The 17,516-nt window shown below is 69.6% G+C and carries 14 protein-coding genes; 9 read left to right on the forward strand and 5 right to left on the reverse strand.

The features are described from left to right. Positions 1 to 56: 56 nt before the first annotated feature. A complete protein-coding gene (locus tag ABZ717_RS22355) occupies positions 57 to 2,174 on the forward strand; it encodes a 5'-nucleotidase C-terminal domain-containing protein (protein ID WP_358513611.1) in 2,118 nt (705 codons plus the stop codon). Between the two features lie 66 nt (positions 2,175 to 2,240). On the opposite strand, the gene ABZ717_RS22360 is transcribed toward ABZ717_RS22355, so the two are convergent. Both ABZ717_RS22360 and ABZ717_RS22365 read right to left on the reverse strand, forming a co-directional pair. After that, positions 2,241 to 2,639: a hypothetical protein gene (locus tag ABZ717_RS22360; RefSeq protein ID WP_358513613.1), complete on the reverse strand. Its 399-nt coding sequence runs from the start codon at positions 2,637 to 2,639 to the stop codon at positions 2,241 to 2,243. 151 nt (positions 2,640 to 2,790) lie between these two features. Further along, positions 2,791 to 3,510 carry a hypothetical protein gene (locus ABZ717_RS22365; RefSeq protein WP_358513615.1) on the reverse strand — a complete coding sequence of 240 codons (720 nt, stop codon included), beginning with the start codon at positions 3,508 to 3,510 and terminating at the stop codon, positions 2,791 to 2,793. Positions 3,511 to 3,725: 215 nt separating this feature from the next. Here ABZ717_RS22365 and ABZ717_RS22370 point away from each other — a divergent pair, with 215 nt between their 5' ends. After that, entirely contained in the window at positions 3,726 to 4,394 is a 669-nt protein-coding gene (locus ABZ717_RS22370) for a response regulator transcription factor (RefSeq protein WP_014911258.1), read from the forward strand. A 64-nt stretch (positions 4,395 to 4,458) separates the two neighbouring features. Further along, positions 4,459 to 5,745: a HAMP domain-containing sensor histidine kinase gene (locus ABZ717_RS22375; RefSeq protein WP_358513617.1), complete on the forward strand. Its 1,287-nt coding sequence runs from the start codon at positions 4,459 to 4,461 to the stop codon at positions 5,743 to 5,745. Between the two features lie 13 nt (positions 5,746 to 5,758). Here the strand turns inward: ABZ717_RS22375 and ABZ717_RS22380 are convergent, their stop codons facing one another. From ABZ717_RS22380 to wecB, 3 genes are all read right to left on the reverse strand, one after another. After that, a complete protein-coding gene (locus tag ABZ717_RS22380) occupies positions 5,759 to 7,948 on the reverse strand; it encodes a glycosyltransferase (RefSeq protein ID WP_358513639.1) in 2,190 nt (729 codons plus the stop codon). A 70-nt stretch (positions 7,949 to 8,018) separates the two neighbouring features. Next, on the reverse strand, positions 8,019 to 9,776 hold the full coding sequence (locus ABZ717_RS22385; RefSeq protein ID WP_358513619.1) for a hypothetical protein: 1,758 nt from the start codon (positions 9,774 to 9,776) through the stop codon (positions 8,019 to 8,021). Positions 9,777 to 9,926: 150 nt separating this feature from the next. After that, positions 9,927 to 11,036: a UDP-N-acetylglucosamine 2-epimerase (non-hydrolyzing) gene (wecB, locus tag ABZ717_RS22390; protein ID WP_358513621.1), complete on the reverse strand. Its 1,110-nt coding sequence runs from the start codon at positions 11,034 to 11,036 to the stop codon at positions 9,927 to 9,929. Positions 11,037 to 11,266: 230 nt separating this feature from the next. Here wecB and ABZ717_RS22395 point away from each other — a divergent pair, with 230 nt between their 5' ends. The 6 genes from ABZ717_RS22395 (at position 11,267) to ABZ717_RS22420 (ending at position 17,379) form a co-directional block, all read left to right on the forward strand. Continuing rightward, positions 11,267 to 12,973: a glycosyltransferase family 4 protein gene (locus tag ABZ717_RS22395; RefSeq protein ID WP_358513623.1), complete on the forward strand. Its 1,707-nt coding sequence runs from the start codon at positions 11,267 to 11,269 to the stop codon at positions 12,971 to 12,973. Positions 12,974 to 13,075: 102 nt separating this feature from the next. Further along, on the forward strand, positions 13,076 to 14,449 hold the full coding sequence (locus ABZ717_RS22400; protein ID WP_358513625.1) for a nucleotide sugar dehydrogenase: 1,374 nt from the start codon (positions 13,076 to 13,078) through the stop codon (positions 14,447 to 14,449). Between the two features lie 232 nt (positions 14,450 to 14,681). Then, a complete protein-coding gene (locus ABZ717_RS22405) occupies positions 14,682 to 15,920 on the forward strand; it encodes a glycosyltransferase family 4 protein (protein WP_358513627.1) in 1,239 nt (412 codons plus the stop codon). Between the two features lie 111 nt (positions 15,921 to 16,031). Next, on the forward strand, positions 16,032 to 16,637 hold the full coding sequence (locus ABZ717_RS22410) for a malonic semialdehyde reductase (RefSeq protein WP_358513629.1): 606 nt from the start codon (positions 16,032 to 16,034) through the stop codon (positions 16,635 to 16,637). Between the two features lie 212 nt (positions 16,638 to 16,849). Beyond that, a complete protein-coding gene (locus ABZ717_RS22415; RefSeq protein ID WP_358513631.1) occupies positions 16,850 to 17,035 on the forward strand; it encodes a hypothetical protein in 186 nt (61 codons plus the stop codon). After that, a complete protein-coding gene (locus ABZ717_RS22420; RefSeq protein WP_358513633.1) occupies positions 17,032 to 17,379 on the forward strand; it encodes a hypothetical protein in 348 nt (115 codons plus the stop codon). The genes ABZ717_RS22415 and ABZ717_RS22420 overlap by 4 nt, the downstream gene beginning before the upstream one ends. Positions 17,380 to 17,516 lie beyond the last annotated feature (137 nt).

The following is a 17,516-nucleotide window of genomic DNA, read 5'->3' on the forward strand; positions in this document are numbered from 1 at the left end:
CTTTATGGTGAACGAACTCCGCCCCCGCCGATTCCCCCTAAGGAGTCACACAAGCCATGTCCAGACTCGTGCGCGCATCCGGCGCACTGCTCCTGACCGGCGCGCTGGTGGCACCCTTCGCGCCCGCCGCCAGTGCCTCCGCGCCCATGGACACCACCGATGACGCGGCCTTCACCCTCACCCTCCTGCACGGCAACGACCCCGAGTCGGCTCTGCTGAACGCCCCCGCCGACCCCGATTACGGCGGGGCCGCGCGCTTCACCACGCTCCTGCGAGAACTACGGACGAGCGAGGGCGCCGGCGAGGAGGCCGAGGACGGCGAGGCCGACAACCGCGGCGTGGTCACCGTCAACTCCGGTGACATGTACCTTCCCGGCCCGGAGTTCGCGGCCTCCCAGGAAGACGGTGCTCCCTTCTACGACGCGATCGCCGCCTCCCACGCCGAGTACGACGCGGTCTCCATGGGCAACCACGAGTTCGACTTCGGCCCGGACCTGTACGCGGACTTCATCGATGGGCTGCCCGAGTCGACCCCCGTGGTGGCCGCGAACGTGGACGTGTCCGCCGAGCCCGCGCTCGCCGCGCACGAGGCCGCCGGCCGGATCACGCCGAGCACCGTGGTCGACGTCGAGGGCGAGCGGGTGGGCATCGTCGGGGCGCTCTACCCGGACCTGGCCACCATCACCAGTTCGCGCGACGTGGTGGTCGACGAGGTCGTCGACCCGGTCCAGAGCGAGGTCGACCGGCTCTCCGGCGAGGGCGTCGACAAGATCATCATGATCTCCCACCTGCAGAACATCACCTTCGAGGAGCGGGTCGCGCAGGAGCTGACCGGCGTCGACGCCATCGTCGCCGGTGGCGGTCACGAGGTGATGGCCAACGAGGGCGACGCGCTGGTCCCGGACGACGAGGTCACCGTCCACCCCGGTACCGGTGAGCCCCTCTCCTACCCGCTGGTCGCGCGGAACCCCGAGGGCGCCGAGGTCCCGATCGTCACCGCGGGTTCCAACCACAAGTACGTGGGCCGCTTGGTCATCAACTTCGACGCCGACGGCGACATCGTCTCCCTCGGCGACCGTTCCGGTCCGGTCGTGGTCGACGGTTCCGTGGAGCCGGACGCCGAGGTCGACGCCCAGGTCACCAAGCCCGTCTCCGAGTACGTCGACGAGCTCGCCGAGACCGACGTCGCCCAGAGCGAGGTCGCTCTCGAAGGCCGCCAGGACCCGGGTGTTCGCACCCGGGAGACCAACCTCGGCAACCTGCTGGCGGACTCCCTCATGGACACCGGAGCCCGTAACGCCGAGGAGTACGGGGTCCCCGAACCGCAGATCGGTATCCAGAACGGCGGCGGAATTCGCAACGCGTCGCTGATCCCGGCCGGGACGATCAGCGCGTTGGACACCTACTCCATCGCCCCGTTCGCCAACCAGGTCGCGGTGGTGCCGGACGTGCCTCGCGCCCAGGTCAAGGAGTTGCTGGAGCACGGGGTGTCCGCGGCCCCGGCTTCCAACGGCGGATTCATGCAGGTCGGCGGGGTCAACTTCGCCTACGACCCCGAGCAGCCCGCGCAGGAGGTGAACGAGGACGGTGAGGTGCTGGGCGAGGGCGAACGGGTGCGCGACGCGGTCCTGCACGACGGAACCGTGCTCGTCGAGGACGGCGAGGTCGTCGACGGCGACCCCATCACCATCGCCACCAACGACTTCTCCGCCCGCGGTGGCGACATGTACCCGTTCCGCGGCGCCGACTTCACCGTGGTGGGCTCCACCTACCAGGGCGCCCTGGAGCTGTTCGTGTCCGACACCCTGGCCGGTGAGATCACCGAGGCGGACTACCCCGAGGGCGGCTCCGGCCGGATCGTGGTCGGCGACGAGGCCACCACCCCGCCCGGAAACGGCGGTGGTGACGACGGCGATGACGAGGACGGTGACGACGCCGGACCGTCCCCCTCCCCCAGCCCGTCCGACGACCCGAGCGAGGGTCCTGACGGCGGCGGTGGCGGTGGCGGTGCCGACGGCGACCGTAAGGACGACAAGGGATCCCTGCCGCTCACCGGCGGCGCCCTGACCGGTCTGATCATCGCCGCGTTGGTGGCGGTGGGCGCCGGCGGCGGTGCGCTCTACCTCAGCCGTAAGCGCGCCACGACCCCCGACGCCGGGGAGATCGACGCCTGACCCTCCCCGCCATGACGAGGTGCGGCCCCGCTCGGAACGCGTTCCGGGCGGGGCCGCACCTCGTCATCAGCAGCGGGGCAGGCCCTCGATGGGCCGCCACGGCTCGGCGACCCGGAACGCGGTGGCGCTGACGTAGACGTCCCGGTTGCCGGTCTGGTCGTCGGTCAGCGCCCACCAGGTCGAGTAGCCGCCCTCGCCGTCGGAGTGGGCCTGTCCCTCGGTCTGGCAGAAGAAGGCGTGTCGGCCGGTCCACAGCAGCCCGCCCGACGGGTAGCGGTTCTCCGGTGACCGATAGCTGTGCGCGTCCCGCCAGGTGGAGTAGTGGTGGCGGTGCGAGTGGTCGTTCACGAGCTCCGAGGGCCCGGGGGCCGCGGAGACGGGGGCCGCCGCCAGGGTGAGCGCCGTGGTCAGCCCCAACGCCACCGCTCCGGACCGCCCCGGCCACCAGGTGGTTCGCCGTGCCATCGATCGCTCCTCGTGTCCCGGCCCCGGAACCGCCGGGGCCGCGCGGATATACCCGATGGGGCCCGATCCGCGGGGACCCGAGACCACCACCTCCGGCTCATTATCACCGAAAGTGACGAGTGCGTGACACATGGACACGAATGCGGCGTCGTCAGCAGCCGACGATGCCCTCGACGTCATCGGTCATCGCACCACGATCGGATTCCTCCATGCCACCGCGCTCGAACCAGATGAGCACGATGTGGCAGGCGCTTCGGAAGTCCACCGCCATGTCGGCGCCCTCCGCGTCCTCTACCTCCTCCTGGTTCCGCAGGCCCAGGACGACGGTCGTGGCGACGAGGGAGTTCTCGTAGGAGATGACCCGGACGAGGTTGGTCTCCACCGCCATGGTGCAGACGAAGAGGTCGTCCTCCTCCTCGGAGACGCATAGCTCGTCACTGACGTCCAGCCCGTCGGTGAGGTCGTCGTGCCGTTCCCGTAGTTCCGTCACCACCTCCTCGGCCGTCATGTCCCAGAGCGCGGCGTCCGCGCCCTCGGAAGGCTCTTCCGTCGACGCCTCGGTGGGTTCGGGGGTGGGGCTCGGTTCGTGGGTGGGTGCGACCGAGGGCTCCGGGTCGCTCTCCACCGCGGTCGGGGTGGGGTCGGGCGCACCGGCGGCGGCGACCCGGTCGGTGAACGCGCCCGCGATCGCGAGCGTGCCGCCCAGGGTCGAGGCCCCGGCCAGGATCGCGATGACGGTGAGCACCGCGAGCAGCCCGCCTCCGTAGCGCCCCTGCGGAGACGGCGCCCCCTGCCACGACCCTTGGGGGCGGAATTGCCCCGGGTAGGGAAAATCCTCCCCTCCTTGGGGGGAATCGGGGTGGGGGTTCACTACCGGACTCCTCTGCGTTCGCGAAAACAAGAAGGTGACACTTCGTACCCTCCGGGACAACCTTCCCAGTTCCATCAAGAACGTGCAAAGAAAAGGCCAGTGGTGGCCACTTGCCCCCATTTGACCGTTATGTGATTAGCGTATTTTCAACCAACCTTGGGGCATCCGGCGCGCATAATAGGGAAATGCGCCACCCGGGTCCTACCATCGGCACCATGACCTGCGTTTTGCTGGCCGAAGACGATGTCTCGATCTCCGAGCCTCTCGCCCGCGCACTTCGTCGCGAGGGCTATACGGTGGACGTGACCGTCAACGGCGTCGAGACACTCGACCGCGCCCGTGCCGGAGACATCGACCTCATGGTCCTGGATCTCGGTCTGCCCGAAATGGACGGCCTAGAGGTGGCACGTCGGCTCCGCGCCGAAGGCCACGGAACGCCCATCCTGATCCTGACCGCCCGAGCCGACGAGGTCGACACCGTCGTCGGTCTCGACGCCGGGGCCGACGACTACGTCACCAAACCCTTCCGACTCGCCGAACTCCTCGCACGCGTGCGTGCCCTACTGCGCCGTGGTGGCGCCGAGGTGCCCGTCGTACACGGAGTCCGCATCGACAACGACTCCCGCCGCGCCTGGCTCGGCGACCGCGAGCTCCAACTCACCACCAAGGAATTCGACCTGCTTCGCGTCCTGGTCCGTGATGCCGGCAAGGTGGTGACCAGGGAACAGATAATGCGTGAGGTGTGGGACACGAACTGGTGGGGGTCGACCAAGACCCTCGACATGCACATATCGTGGCTGCGCCGCAAACTCGGCGACGACGCCAACCAACCGTCCTACATCACGACCGTCAGGGGCGTCGGCTTCCGATTCGAACGAGACTAACGGGGTCTTGGCTTCGACACGCTCCTCGGTCGCCCTCTCCAGGGTCGGACGGACGTGAGGTGACATGCGCAGACGGATGGTCTTCTCCACCCTGGTGGTGACCGTCATCGCGGTCATGCTGCTCGGACTGCCCCTGGGCGCTCTCACCTTCAAACTGGTGCACGACGAGAGCGCCCGACAGCTCGAAGGCGAGGCGGAGCTGATCGGTTTCGAGAGCGACGCCATGATCGAACGCGACGGCGAGATCGATCTCGCCGAGTTCGACCAGGAGCATCCGGGCCGCTTCATCCGGATCACCGACGACAGCGGTGAGACCGTCCTGACCGCGGGCAACCCGGAACTCGACCCGACGTCCGTCGACTCGCCGGGGCTGATCCGAGCGGCGGCGACCACCGAACTCGGCACCACCGTCGAGGTGTGGTCCGGTTCGGAGGCCCTACAGGAGAGCGTGATCCGGGCCTGGCTCGGGATCGCCTCACTATCCCTGCTGGCCATCGGGGTCGCGGTCGGGCTCTCCATGTTCCAGGCGCGCAGACTCACGCTGCCGCTGGTCGACCTGGCGGCCACCGCCGAACGACTCGGCTCGGGGGTCACCACCCCGTGGGGGCACCGCTATGGCATCCCCGAGGCGGACCGTGTCGCCGAGGTGTTGGACCGCAGCGCCGAACGCATCGCGGGTCTGATCGCCACCGAACGCCACTTCGCGACCGACGCCTCCCACCAGCTGCGCACGCCGTTGACGGCGCTCACCATGCGGTTGGAGGAGATCATCGCCGAGGCGAACGACCCGGGCGTGGTCCGGGAGGAGGGCGAGGCGGCCCTGGCCCAGGCCGAACGGCTCACCGAGACCGTCGAGAGCCTGCTCGGCCGGGCTCGAAAGAGCCAGAACTCGGAGGTCGAGGCGGTCGCGCTCGACCCGGTCCTCAATCGCCTCCAAGCCGAGTGGTCACCGGTGTTCCAACAGGAGAATCGCAAGCTCCTGGTGACCGGTGTCTCCGGACTGACGGGCATGACCGTCCCCACCGACTTCGCACAGATCCTCGCGACCCTGGTGGAGAACGCCTACAAACACGGCGCGGGAACGGTGACCATCCGCCGCCTCGACACCGGGCAGTCCGTCCGGGTGGAGGTCAGCGACGAGGGCGAGGGCGTCCCCGAGCACCTGTCCGGACGCATCTTCGAACGCGAGATCAGCGGAGGCGGCGGCACCGGGCTGGGGCTGGCCCTGGCCCGGCACATAGCCGAGTCCGAGGGCGCCCGCATCGAACTGGTGCAGACCAAGCCGACCACCTTCGCGCTGTTCCTGCCCTCCGGCGCCGGGGGCCTGTCGAAGATGACCGGCCCCGTCTAGGTGGTTCGGTGGTTCACCGACCCGCCACGGCGACGTCGGAGGGTGTGGGTTCGGGGACCCGGCCGCTGACGACCAGATCGCTCCACAGGGAACGCACGCGCTCCAGGCCGTACACCGAGGTGATCTCGGACCGGGCCCGTTCGCTCTCCTCGGTGAACCCGCCTCGGGAGACGGTGGCGTGGATGGCCTCGGCCATCGTGACCGCGTCGTCGTGGATCCAGTGCGGATCGTAGATGGTGTCCGAGCCCGGCCACGGCAGCAGGGCGGGGATCCCCCCGGAGGCCGCGCACTCGGCGGGCGCGAGGTGGAACGACTCATCGTCGCTGGTGGAGAGCACGAACCCGATCCGGCGCAGCCAGGTGGCCACGTCCGGGCCGAACCCGTCGAAGATCACGCCACCGGCGAGCCGTTCGTCACGCTGGATCCGCCGATACACCTTCTCGAAGTAGGCGCGTTCCTCCGGCCGGTTCCAGATCCACCAGTAGTCCCACGGCTGCTTGGTCTTGACCGACAACGTGTAGCGGGGGTCCATGCGGCGCAGCTCCGACAGCACGTCCAGGCCACGGTCCAGGCGCTTACGGGAGGGCGCGATGCCGATCATCCCCAGCGAGTACTCGGCGCCGGCCAGCTTGGGTCGGTCGAGCTGCCGATCATCCACCCAGTTGGGCAGGACCACCACCTTGTCGTGGGGCCAGCCGGTGATCTCCCGGGTCAGGTCGGCGTAGTGGGGGCTGACGCACACCACCGCGTCGACCTTGGACACGTCCAGGCGGCGCGGCCACTCCGCGTACAGCTCGAAGCGGTGCAGGCGGACGATGAGACGCTGGTCGGGGCGCTTCCACTTGGCGTAGAACAGGGCGTTGGGTCCGCACCACTCGCAGATGACCACGTCCGCCCAGGACGCGAGCTCCCGGGACCGGTACTGGTCGTGGGTGCTCAGCCCCTCCCACTCGTCGATGCGCACGTCCAGACCCGGGAGGGAGTCCAGGTACTCGGCGAGGCGGGTGAAGAACTTGAGGTCGTGCCCGGCGATGACCACCTTGAGCGGTCGTTCGGGGTCGGTGCCCTCCGGGGCCGCCGGCAGTGCCTCGGCCAGGTAGCCGCGCAGACGCTCGGAGGCCCGTTCCAGGGCATGGTCGGCCGCCGCCGCACGGCAGCGCTCGGCGGCCAGGGCGTACACGGCCCGGTCGTGGTAGGCGCGGGCGATGACCGTGGCCACCGACCCGGAGTCCTCACCGGCGAAGAGGGGGTAGTCGACACCGAGCAACGCCTCGTGCATGGGCGTGCGGTTGAGGACCACCGGCAGGCCCAGCGCCCCCAGCTCCAGGACCTTGGTGGACAGCTCCAGGCTGGCGTCCATGTCGGGGTCGCGCCAGGACAGGCCGAAGTCGCACTCGGCCGACTGGCGCAGCGCGTCGGCGCGGGCCATACCGCCGCGCCAGTCGACGTTCGGGGTGCTCTCCAGGGCCTTGCGCATGCGTTTGGCCCAGTCGGCGGGTTCGGCGTGGATCTTGTCGCCGATCATCACCAGTTCGGCGTCCACCCCCATCCGGTTGAGCTCCTCGGGCAGGCCGGTCATCTCCAGGGTGTTCCAGCGCGGGGCGAACTTGCCGGTGTAGGCGAGTCGGGCGCGGGCGTGCACCTGGCCCTCCGCGGCGACGTCCTGTGGCACGACGACGACGGGGGGAAAGAGCACCGAGCGTCCGCACGCGGCGGGCACCGTCGATTCCAGGAACGCGCGCAGTTCCTCGGTCTGGCAGAGCACGAACCGGGAGGCCAGCGCGATCTCGGTGAGCTCGGCGGTGGCGGTGGCGGTGAGCTCGTCGACACTGTGCGGGAAGTCGGTGAGGTAGGTCCACAGTCGTCCGCTCAGGGACTCCTCCTGGGCGGCCAGCCCCGCCAGGCGACGCCCGCGTACGACCACCAGGTCGAAGGCCCTGCGCCCGTGCATACGCCCCATGAGCTCCACGGCCTGCTCCGGGGTGAGCCCCCGGGGACCCAGGTCGGAGAGCATGCGGTCCTCGTAGGGGCGGACCAGCTTGATCCCGTCGGTCTCCTGCAGGGGCGCGGTGAGCCGATCGGTGCGCACCGGCGCCTTCAACAGCACGGTGACCTCACAGCCTGCGGCGGCCAGGGCCTGGGCCATCGACTGCGCCCAGATCGCCGAACCGTCGATGATGTTCAGGTCCACGTCGCCGTACAAGAGTGCGCGCGGAGGAGCTGTGCTCACGTTCTTCCCTTCGGATGCTGATGTGGCCGGCGTTGCGCGGGTTTCACCCGAGGGCGCCGGTGGAGGCGTCGGCGTGGGTCGGGTCCTCGCCACCGCTGTCGGTCCCGGTGCCGTGGTCGGGTCCCAGGGCCAGGAGTCGGCTGCCACGCCGGTTCCACTCCCGAGGCCCCCAGGCCCGCCTCAGCAGCTCGGTACGGGCCAGTTCGGGGTCGATGTCGGTGACGTACACGTATTGTCCGGCCCCGGCGGCACGGTCGAAGAACCCGCGTTCACCGGTTCCGATGACCGTGGGGTCGGTCTCCTCCGCGGTCTCGCGCGGGGTCCCGACCGCGTCGGCGCCGGAGCATTCGGCGGCGCAGGCGAGGTCGACCAGACGGTTGCGTCCGGTCGGCCCGGTCCACATGAGGGCCCAGGGCACGGTGGCCCGTTCGGCCAGGTCCGCCCACTGTCGGGGCGTGAGCCCGCCGGGGGCGGCGTCGTTGTCGTCCCGGGTGAGCTCGGCCGGGGTGTCGGGGGCGCCGAGGCGCACCGTGCGCACGGTGACGCCCTCCGAGCGCAGGCGGCGCAGGCCGGGCAGTCGGGCGGAGGTGTCGGGGACGACGACCTCGGCCGGACGCAGGCGGGAGGAGAGCAGGTCCTCGGCGAGCCGATCGGCCTGCTCCTCGCCGTCCGGGTCGGCGAGGACGGCCACGCCGCGCCCGCTGAGCGGAAGCTCGACGCCCGGAACGGTGGTCGTCGGTTCCAGGCCCTCCAGGAGGGTGGACAGACGGACCGGGGTGGCGTCGTCGAGGAACACCTGGCGGAGCATGGTGCGGATTTCGCGCTGGGTGGGGGCCAACGCGCGCAGTCGTGGCACGCTGACGGTGAGATCCTCGCCGCCCGGTACGGGCACGGCCGGGTGTGCGACCACCCGGGTGCCGCAGGCCCAGGCCCGGCGGCGCAGGCCGGCCTCGCCCGGGGTGTTCTCCGGGATGACGGCGACGGTGGCCGCGCGGAGGGCGTCCGCCAGGTCGGGCGAGTCGACGTCGACCACTCCCACCCCGAGTTCGAGCAGTACGTCGGGGACCGGGGTGTCGACCCCGGTTCGGACGTAGACGGCCTCCGGGCCGAGGGCGAGTTCGGCGGCGACCGGATTGAACACGTGCAGGGGTACCCCGGCGTCGCCCTTGTGGACGCGGTCGAACCCGAGTCGGCGCAGGGCCGGCGGCGCGGGCGCGTCGTCGAGCAGGACCGTGGGGATCCCTCGGGAGGCCGCGGACTCCATGACCCAGTGCAGGGCACGGGTGCGGTCCACCACGGCGGGGTCGCCCACGTGCGCCCAGGGCGACCCGGGGGCGGCGGCCGAGGCCGACACCAGGAGCAGGTCCACGTCCACGGCGTCCATGACGATCTGGGCGTCGTGCGGGCGCAGGGCGACCGAACGCAGGTAGGGGTCGATCGCGGTCTGCACGGCGGGGCCCACGACGGTGGCGGCGACCAGTTGGTCGGCGGTGCCACCGCTCAGGCCGGTGAGGAGCCGGGCCTCTTGGCGGTCGGCGTCGAAGGAGCGGACGGGTTCGGTCCGACGGCGTTGGATGTGGTTGGTGTTACCGCTGTGCCGCCAGAGCCGGTAGAGGTCCCGGGGCAGCCGTACCAGGGAACGTCCCGGACGCTTGGCCGCGGCGGTGAGCGCACGACCCACTTGCAGCGAGGTCGATCCCTCCAGGGCGGCGAGGCGGACCTGCGCCTCCTGGAGCTGGGCCTCACGCTCGGCCAGGGCTTGCCGAAGTTGTTCGGTCTGGCTCTGTTCACGCCGTTTCACGGTCTGCCACCTTGTACTCGGGTCTGGCGGTTCCACGGTCCCCCGTGCCTGTGGCGTCCGGGGTCGGCGGGTGTGCGGTCCGACGTGTGCCGGGACGGGTGCGAGTGGGGCGCCGGGCGGCGCCTCCGCATGGCGGGCTCATCGGTGTCGTCACCTCGACCACCTGGTGAGGACGGAGGCGATGCGTTCACCGGAACGACCATCCCACAACGGCGGAGTGTCACCGAGACGTTCGTCGACTCGTCCGTCGAGGACCTTGTCGAGGCTGGTGACCAGGTCGGACTCGGTGACGAGCTGGTTGGTCCCGTGCGTGATGGTGACCGGACGTTCGGTGTTGGGGCGCAGGGTCAGGCAGGGAACACCGAGGATCGTGGTCTCCTCCTGGACCCCGCCGGAGTCGGTGACGACGGCGGCGGCGCCGCGGGTGAGCGCGACGAAGTCGAGGTAGCCGAGCGGTTCGAGCAGGCGCACGCGCGGGTGGTCGCCCAGACCCGCCCGGTCGAAGGCCGCCTTGCCGCGCGGGTGCACGGGCATGACGACGTCGGCGAGCTCGGCGACCTCGTGCAGTCGCGCGGTGAGACGGGCGACGTTGTCGGGGTCGTCGACGTTGGCGGGCCGGTGCAGGGTGGCCGCCACGTAGCGCTCGGGAAGGTCGAGGCGGGTGCGCAGGGCCTGGGCGTCGAACCGGTCGAGGTTGCCCAAGAGGGTGTCGATCATCGGGTTGCCGACGAGGTGGACCCGGTCCGGGGACACGCCCTCGGCGGCGAGGTGGCCGATGGCCTCGGGGCTGGTCGCGAAGCACAGGTCGCTGATCTGGTCGGTGACCCGGCGGTTGATCTCCTCGGGCATCGTGTTGTCGAAGGAGCGCAGGCCCGCTTCGACGTGCGCGACCGGGACACCGAGCTTGGCCGCGACCAACGCGGCGGCGACGGTGGAGTTGACGTCGCCGTAGACCACCACCATGCCGGGGGTGTTCTCGGTGAACTCACGTTCCAGGCCGACCATGAGGGCGGCGGTCTGGGCGGCGTGGGACCCCGAGCCGACGCCGAGGTCGACGTCGGGGGTGGGCAGTCCGAGGTCACGGAAGAAGACCGCGGACATGCGGTCGTCGTAGTGCTGTCCGGTGTGCACGACCCGCTGGTGGGCGCCCCGGTCACGTAGGGCGGAGACCACGGGCGCGGCCTTGACGAAGTTGGGGCGGGCGCCGACCACGTGTGCGATCGCGGTGTCCGGACTACCTGGGGGGGCGCTCGTTGCCACTGGTGTTTCCTTCGGTTCTCGCGTTGATGGGATGGGAGGTTCGGCCCCCGACATCCGGGGGGTGCGGGGTGTTCGATCGGATCGACGGGCTTCCTTGTCCGGCCCGTCCCGAACGCGACGCCGTGGTGTCACCACTTGGTCACGTCCACGTGGTTGTGTGACTGACCGTGCAAGACATCCGGACTCCCGAACCCCGACCGCCGCGTCCACGTACCTTGTGGCCGCGTGCGGTGACCTTCACCGCCACCTTGGCCTGGCGTCACCTGCGGGACGAACCCGCCCGGCTGCCGTTGTTGGCCGCCAGACTGATGCCCGGTCCGCTGCGCGGATCGGCGCGTGCCTTGGCCAGGCGTTCCGGTGCCCTTCCGCGCGCCTACGCCCTGTGGGACCAGGGTCGGCGCGAGGAGGCACGTGAGGTGTTGCTGACCGCGTCCCGGCGCACATCCCCTGCCGGGGTGGGCCGCCTGGTGTCGGCGGCCCTGGCCGCCGGGGACGCGGATACCGCTCGTGAACTGGTCGAACAGATCCCGCCGGGTCGGCATCGCAGCGCCGCCGAGTACCGGACGGCCCTGGCCACGGGACGCGCTGTTCCCGAGTCGTTGTCCGTTTCCCCTGACCGTCACGGCTTCACGTTAACCCGCGGTGCGCCAACGCGGCCTGACGACACGGTGAACGCTCGGCGACCGACGGCGACGGACTCGGTACCGCGAGTTCTACACCTGGTCACCAACGCGCTTCCGCACACCAACGCCGGCTACACCCAGCGCACGCACCGCATCGCGGTCGCCCAGCGTGAGGCGGGCATGGACGTGCACGTGGTCTCCCGTGCCGGGTACCCGCTCACCAAGGGGGTGCCGGACCCGCGCACGCTCGTGGAGGTCGACGGCATCTTCTACCACCGGCTCCTGCCGTGGAAGGCCCCCGCCGACCACGACCAGGAATTCCAGGTCGGGTTGCGAATGGGGTCCGAATTGGTGGAGACGCTGCGGCCGGACGTGCTGCACGCGGCGAGCAACCACCACAACGCCCGACTGGCCCTGGAACTCGGGCGTAGATACGACCTGCCCGTGGTCTACGAGGTGCGGGGCTTCCTGGAGGAGTCCTGGCTGTCACGGGACCCCTCCCGAAGCGTGGACGACGCCTTCTACCGGGCGGAACGCGCCGCGGAGACCGAGTGCATGCTCGCCGCCGACCTGGTCGTGACGCTCGGGGAGGCGATGCGCGCCGACATCGAGGCCCGCGGGGTGCCCCGTGAACGCCTGTTGGTCGTGCCCAACGCCGTGGACGTCTCGTTCCTGGAACCACTGCCCTCGGGCGAGGAGGTCCGCAAGGACCTGGGCATCGGACAGGAGGAGTTCGTGGTGGGCACCACCACCAGTTGCTTCGGCTACGAGGGACTGGACGTGCTGTTGGACGCGGTCTCGCTGCTGCGTGAACGCGGGGAACCGGTCCACGCCCTGATCGTCGGCGACGGGCCGGAACTGCCCGCCTTGCGGGCACGGGCCGAACGGTCCGGGCTGGACGGAGCGGTGCACTTCACCGGACGCGTCCCCGCCGACCGGGTACGTCACCATCACGCGGCACTGGACGTGTTCGTAGTGCCCCGTCGTGATGAACGGGTGTGCCGTCTGGTGACGCCGTTGAAACCCGTGGAGGCCATGGCCGGCGGACTTCCGGTCGTTGCCAGTGATCTTCCTGCTCTTAGGGAGATTGTGGAACCAGGGGTGACAGGAGAGTTAATTCCGGCGGGCGATTCGGCACGTCTAGCTGATGTGGTCGCCAATCTCGCTTACAGTCGGCGAAAGCGGACCTCCTACGGTCGAGCAGGTCAGGAGCGTGTCGGAGTCGACCGCACATGGGCCCAGGCCGTACACCGCTACAACCAGGCGTATCGGGTTCTCATTGGGAAAATGTCCGAACCAGGCCAGAACCCGTAATCATGGACAACGCGTGCCTACACTCAGACGTCCTGCACTCTGAAATGGCAGTCCTCGAACATTTGCGCCCGTTCACGAAATGAATGCGAGTGTGACCACGAAGTGGATGCCGCAGCCTCTAACCCGGCCAATGTCCCCGAGCAGAGCACCGGATCGGTCGATCTCGTCGTCCTCGGTCTCGGCTACGTCGGTCTGCCCCTGGCAGCCGCAGCCGCGTCCGCCGGAGTGAAGGTCACCGGACTCGACGTCAACACCCAGGTCGTCGACGCCCTCAACCAGGGCGACTCACACATCGACGACCTGACGCCGGACGACGTCCGCGCCATGCTGGACCAGGGGTTCAGCGCGACCACCGACCCGGCGTGCCTGGCGACGGCGCGCACCATCGTCATCTGTGTCCCCACTCCGCTGTCCCCCGAGGGCGGCCCCGACCTGGGTGCGGTCACCGCCGCGTCCAAGGCCATCGCGGACCGGCTCTCACCGGGGACCGTGGTGATCCTGGAGTCCACCACCTACCCGGGCACGACCGACGAGGTCGTCCGTCCGCTCCTGGAGGAGTCCGGCCTGGTGGCCGGGGCCGACTTCCACCTGGCCTTCTCCCCCGAGCGCATCGACCCGGGCAACCCGACCTTCGGCGTGACCAACACGCCCAAGGTCGTCGGCGGACTCACCGAGGAGTGCGGGGAGGCGGCCGCGGAGTTCTACGGCCGGTTCGTGCACCAGGTGGTCCGGGCCCGCGGCACCCGTGAGGCCGAGATGGCCAAGCTGCTGGAGAACACCTACCGACACGTCAACATCGCCCTGGTCAACGAGATGGCCATCTTCTGCCAGGAGCTGGGCGTGGACCTGTGGGACTCCATCGCCGCCGCGTCGACCAAGCCGTTCGGCTTCCAGGCGTTCTACCCCGGTCCGGGTGTGGGCGGTCACTGCATCCCCATCGACCCGAACTACCTCTCCTACAAGGTCAAGACCCTCGGCTACCCGTTCCGGTTCGTCGAGTTGGCCCAGGAGATCAACAGCCGCATGCCGGCCTACGTCATGCAGCGCGCCCAGGAGTTGCTGAACGACTCCGGGCTGGCGCTGTCCCGTTCCAAGGTTCTGCTCCTCGGAGTGACGTACAAGGCCGACATCGCGGACCAGCGCGAATCGCCGGCCCGTCCGGCGGCGCGCAAGCTCGCCGCCAAGGGCGCCACGTTGACCTACCACGACCCGTACGTGGAGTCCTGGCAGGTGGACGGGGTGGACATCCCCCGTTCCACCGACCTGGAACAGGCCATGGCCGACGCGGATCTGACCATCCTGCTCACCGACCACAGCGACTACCGCCCCAAGCTCTTGGAAGAGTACGCGCGCCTGCTGCTCGACACCCGCGGAGTGTTGCGCCGGTCGGAGACCGACGAGCCCACGACCACCGGATCCGAGGTTCCGGCACAGGCTCGCCGCAAAGTACAGCGGGAGGGCCTCCAGGTCCTGTGATCGGCCCTGCCACCTAGGCACGCCGGACGGACGCCCCACGGCGTTCGACGGCGTGCCTTCGTGCGTTCACCGACGACCGACCGAAGGTTCACCCGGCGCACGCCGGGTGTCCATCCGACCGTCCTCGGCGTGTTTCTCCAGGTGAATACCGTGTCGTGCAGCGGTTCCCGCCTGGTAACGGCGGATCATCGCTGTAGTCGGAGCCAACCGGTGACACACGTAGGTGATCTTCATGCACGCACTCGTGGCGACGATTGTGCACCACCCCGAGGACGCCAGGATCCTGCACCGCCAGATCCGGGCGCTCGTCGAGGCAGGGCACACCGTCACCTACGTCGCCCCCTTTCGAGAGTGCGGGGTGACGCCGTGGGACCAGGTCCGTTCGGTGGACGTGCCGCGCGCCCAAGGGCGCGACCGCCTGCCCTCCCTGCGGGCCGCCCGGGCCGCCCTGACCAGGTTGGCGCCCGAGGCCGACCTTCTGCTCTTCCACGATCCCGAACTCCTGCTCGCGCTGCCCTCGAAATCGAAGCGGCCGCCGGTCACGGTGTGGGACGTGCACGAGGACACCCCGGCGGCGCTGCTCACCAAGCCGTGGGTGCCGGGGCCGCTGCGCCGTCCGCTCGGTCGGGTCGTGCGCGGCTTCGAACGTGGCGCCGAACGTCGACTGCGGCTGCTCCTGGCCGAGGAGGGCTACCGTTCCCGGTTCCGCGGTGACCACCCGGTCGTTCCGAACACCACGGACGTGCCGGACGCCCCGCTCAGACCCGCCGGTGACGACCGCGTCGTCTACCTGGGGCACGTCTCCATGGCGCGAGGCGCCCGCGAGATGGTTCGCATGGGTCGGCGGTTGCGCGACCACGGGGTGCGCCTGGAGGTGATCGGCAACGCCGACGCCGAGGTGCGTCCCCTGCTGCGCGAGGCCCACCAGGAGGACGCCCTGCACTGGTACGGGTTCGTGCCCAATGACCGGGCCCTGCGAATGGCGGCCGGCGCCCTGGCCGGGATCAGCCTGCTGCACGACACCGACAACTACCGGCATTCACTGCCGACCAAGGTCGTGGAGTACATGGCCCACGGCCTGCCGGTGGTGACCAGCCCGAACCCGATGGCCGAGGCCCTGGTCAGTCGGCGTCCGGAGGGGCGCTCCGGGCTCGTCGTCCCGTTCAACGACGGCGACGCCGCCGCCCGGGCCGTACTGGAGCTGCGCGACAACGAGGAACTGCGCCGGGATCTGGCGAGCACCGGTCACCGGATCGCGCGGACCTCCTACCACTGGCCGGTCCAGGCGCGAGTGTTCGTCAAGCAGCTGGAGGAATGGGTCGCCCAGGCCGGCGGTACGGTACGCCCTAGGCAGAGCCCGGAGACTCCGCCGGCGCCACTCCCCGATCTGCCCTCCCCGCCAAGGGTCCCGGTCGTCCCGGGCAAGGTGCCACCGCCGCGGGACAGACCGCGCAGTGCGCTCAGTGAATGAACTCACAAATCATATAATCTAGAAATATCTTCCCAGTCAACAAGGTTGTGCCTCGTGTCCGCCACAGGCGGGCTTCTCTGACCCCGAAGAAGCACAACCGAGGTTTCGACTATGACTGACACGCTGGTCCTCGACAAGAAGGCACAGGACCTCCTGTTCCACAGCGCTCGCACCGCCAACTCCTTCACCGACGAACCGGTGACCGACGAACAGCTGCGAGTGATCTACGACCTGGTCAAGTTCGGTCCCACGGCGATGAACAACCAGCCGCTGCGGGTCACCGCGGTGCGTTCCCCCGAGGCCCGCGAACGCCTCGTCCAGCACATGGCCGGCAACAACGCCCCCAAGACCTCCACGGCCCCGCTGGCGCTGATCCTGTCCGCCGACAGCGACTTCCACGAGCACTTCCCCACCACCTTCCCCGTCGCCCCGGACGCCCGTGAAAACTTCGCCGGCATGCCGGTCGAGGCCCGCGAGTCCATGGCCTCGCAGAACGCCCTCCTGCAGGTCGCCTACCTGATCATCGGCGTTCGCGCCGCGGGTCTGGCCGCCGGCCCGATGACCGGTTTCGACGCCGATGGCATCCGCAAGGAGTTCTTCGGCGAGGACTCCAGCCGGCAGCCGATCGTCGTGATGAACATCGGTAAGCCCGGTCCGGACGCCTGGTTCGACCGCCTGCCGCGCCTGGAGTACGAGCAGGCCGTCACCGAGGTCTGATCCCGGAGACCACGAAGGGGGCGGGCGCCGAACGGCGCCCGCCCCCTTCACCGTTTCAGGCGGAGAAACCCGCGAACCTCCCCCGTGCCGCTTCCTGGCGCCGTACGCTCTGACCTACCCTTGGTTCCGAACCAAGCGTCGCACTCGTACATACCGAACAGCTGGGACACCGCATGGTTCGACCACGCCACCCCGACAAGGATCTGGAACCGGTGCTCAAGGGCGCAGAGGACAGAGGATGGCGTGTCGAACGCAGGAAGAAGTACTACAAGATGTACTGCCCCTGCGAGAAGAAGCACTTCAAGACCGTTAAGCTCTCGCCTTCGGGGGCGAACTACCTCAAAGATCTCCTCGGGCAATTGCGACGGGCCACGTGCTGGGAGGAACAGGAACGGTGATCACGCACCACTTGGCGGTCGACCTGGCGTTCGAGAGCAGGAACGGCGTCACCACCGACGACGACTTCGACACCTTCACCGACCGTTTCATCGACGAGCTCGACAACCTACAGGAATGCGACCCGGGCATCATCGATCCCGACGTGGTCGGCAGCCTGACCCAACGAAGCCTCTGCGTGACGATGGGGGTTGGTGCGGACAGTCTGGAGGACGCCATCCGGTTGTTCTCCGTGAACGTCCGTGCGGCGCTCCACGCGGCCGAGTGTGGAACTCCGACCTGGCCGCACTTCGTACCGACGACTCAGAGCCCTGAGGTCCGCCCGGTAGACGCCGCTACCGGCTAACGGACCGAGTGTTCGGGGCGGGGAGGGGCGGGCGCCGTTCGGCGACCTCGCCCTGGACCATGACACCGGACCCGAGGTGCGCGCCGCCTTCCGGTTGGGTTCCATGCCACCGGGTGCCGCACGCCCCGAGCCGGACC

The sequence above is a fragment of the Nocardiopsis sp. NPDC006832 genome (assembly GCF_040635885.1).
Lineage (GTDB): Bacteria > Actinomycetota > Actinomycetes > Streptosporangiales > Streptosporangiaceae > Nocardiopsis.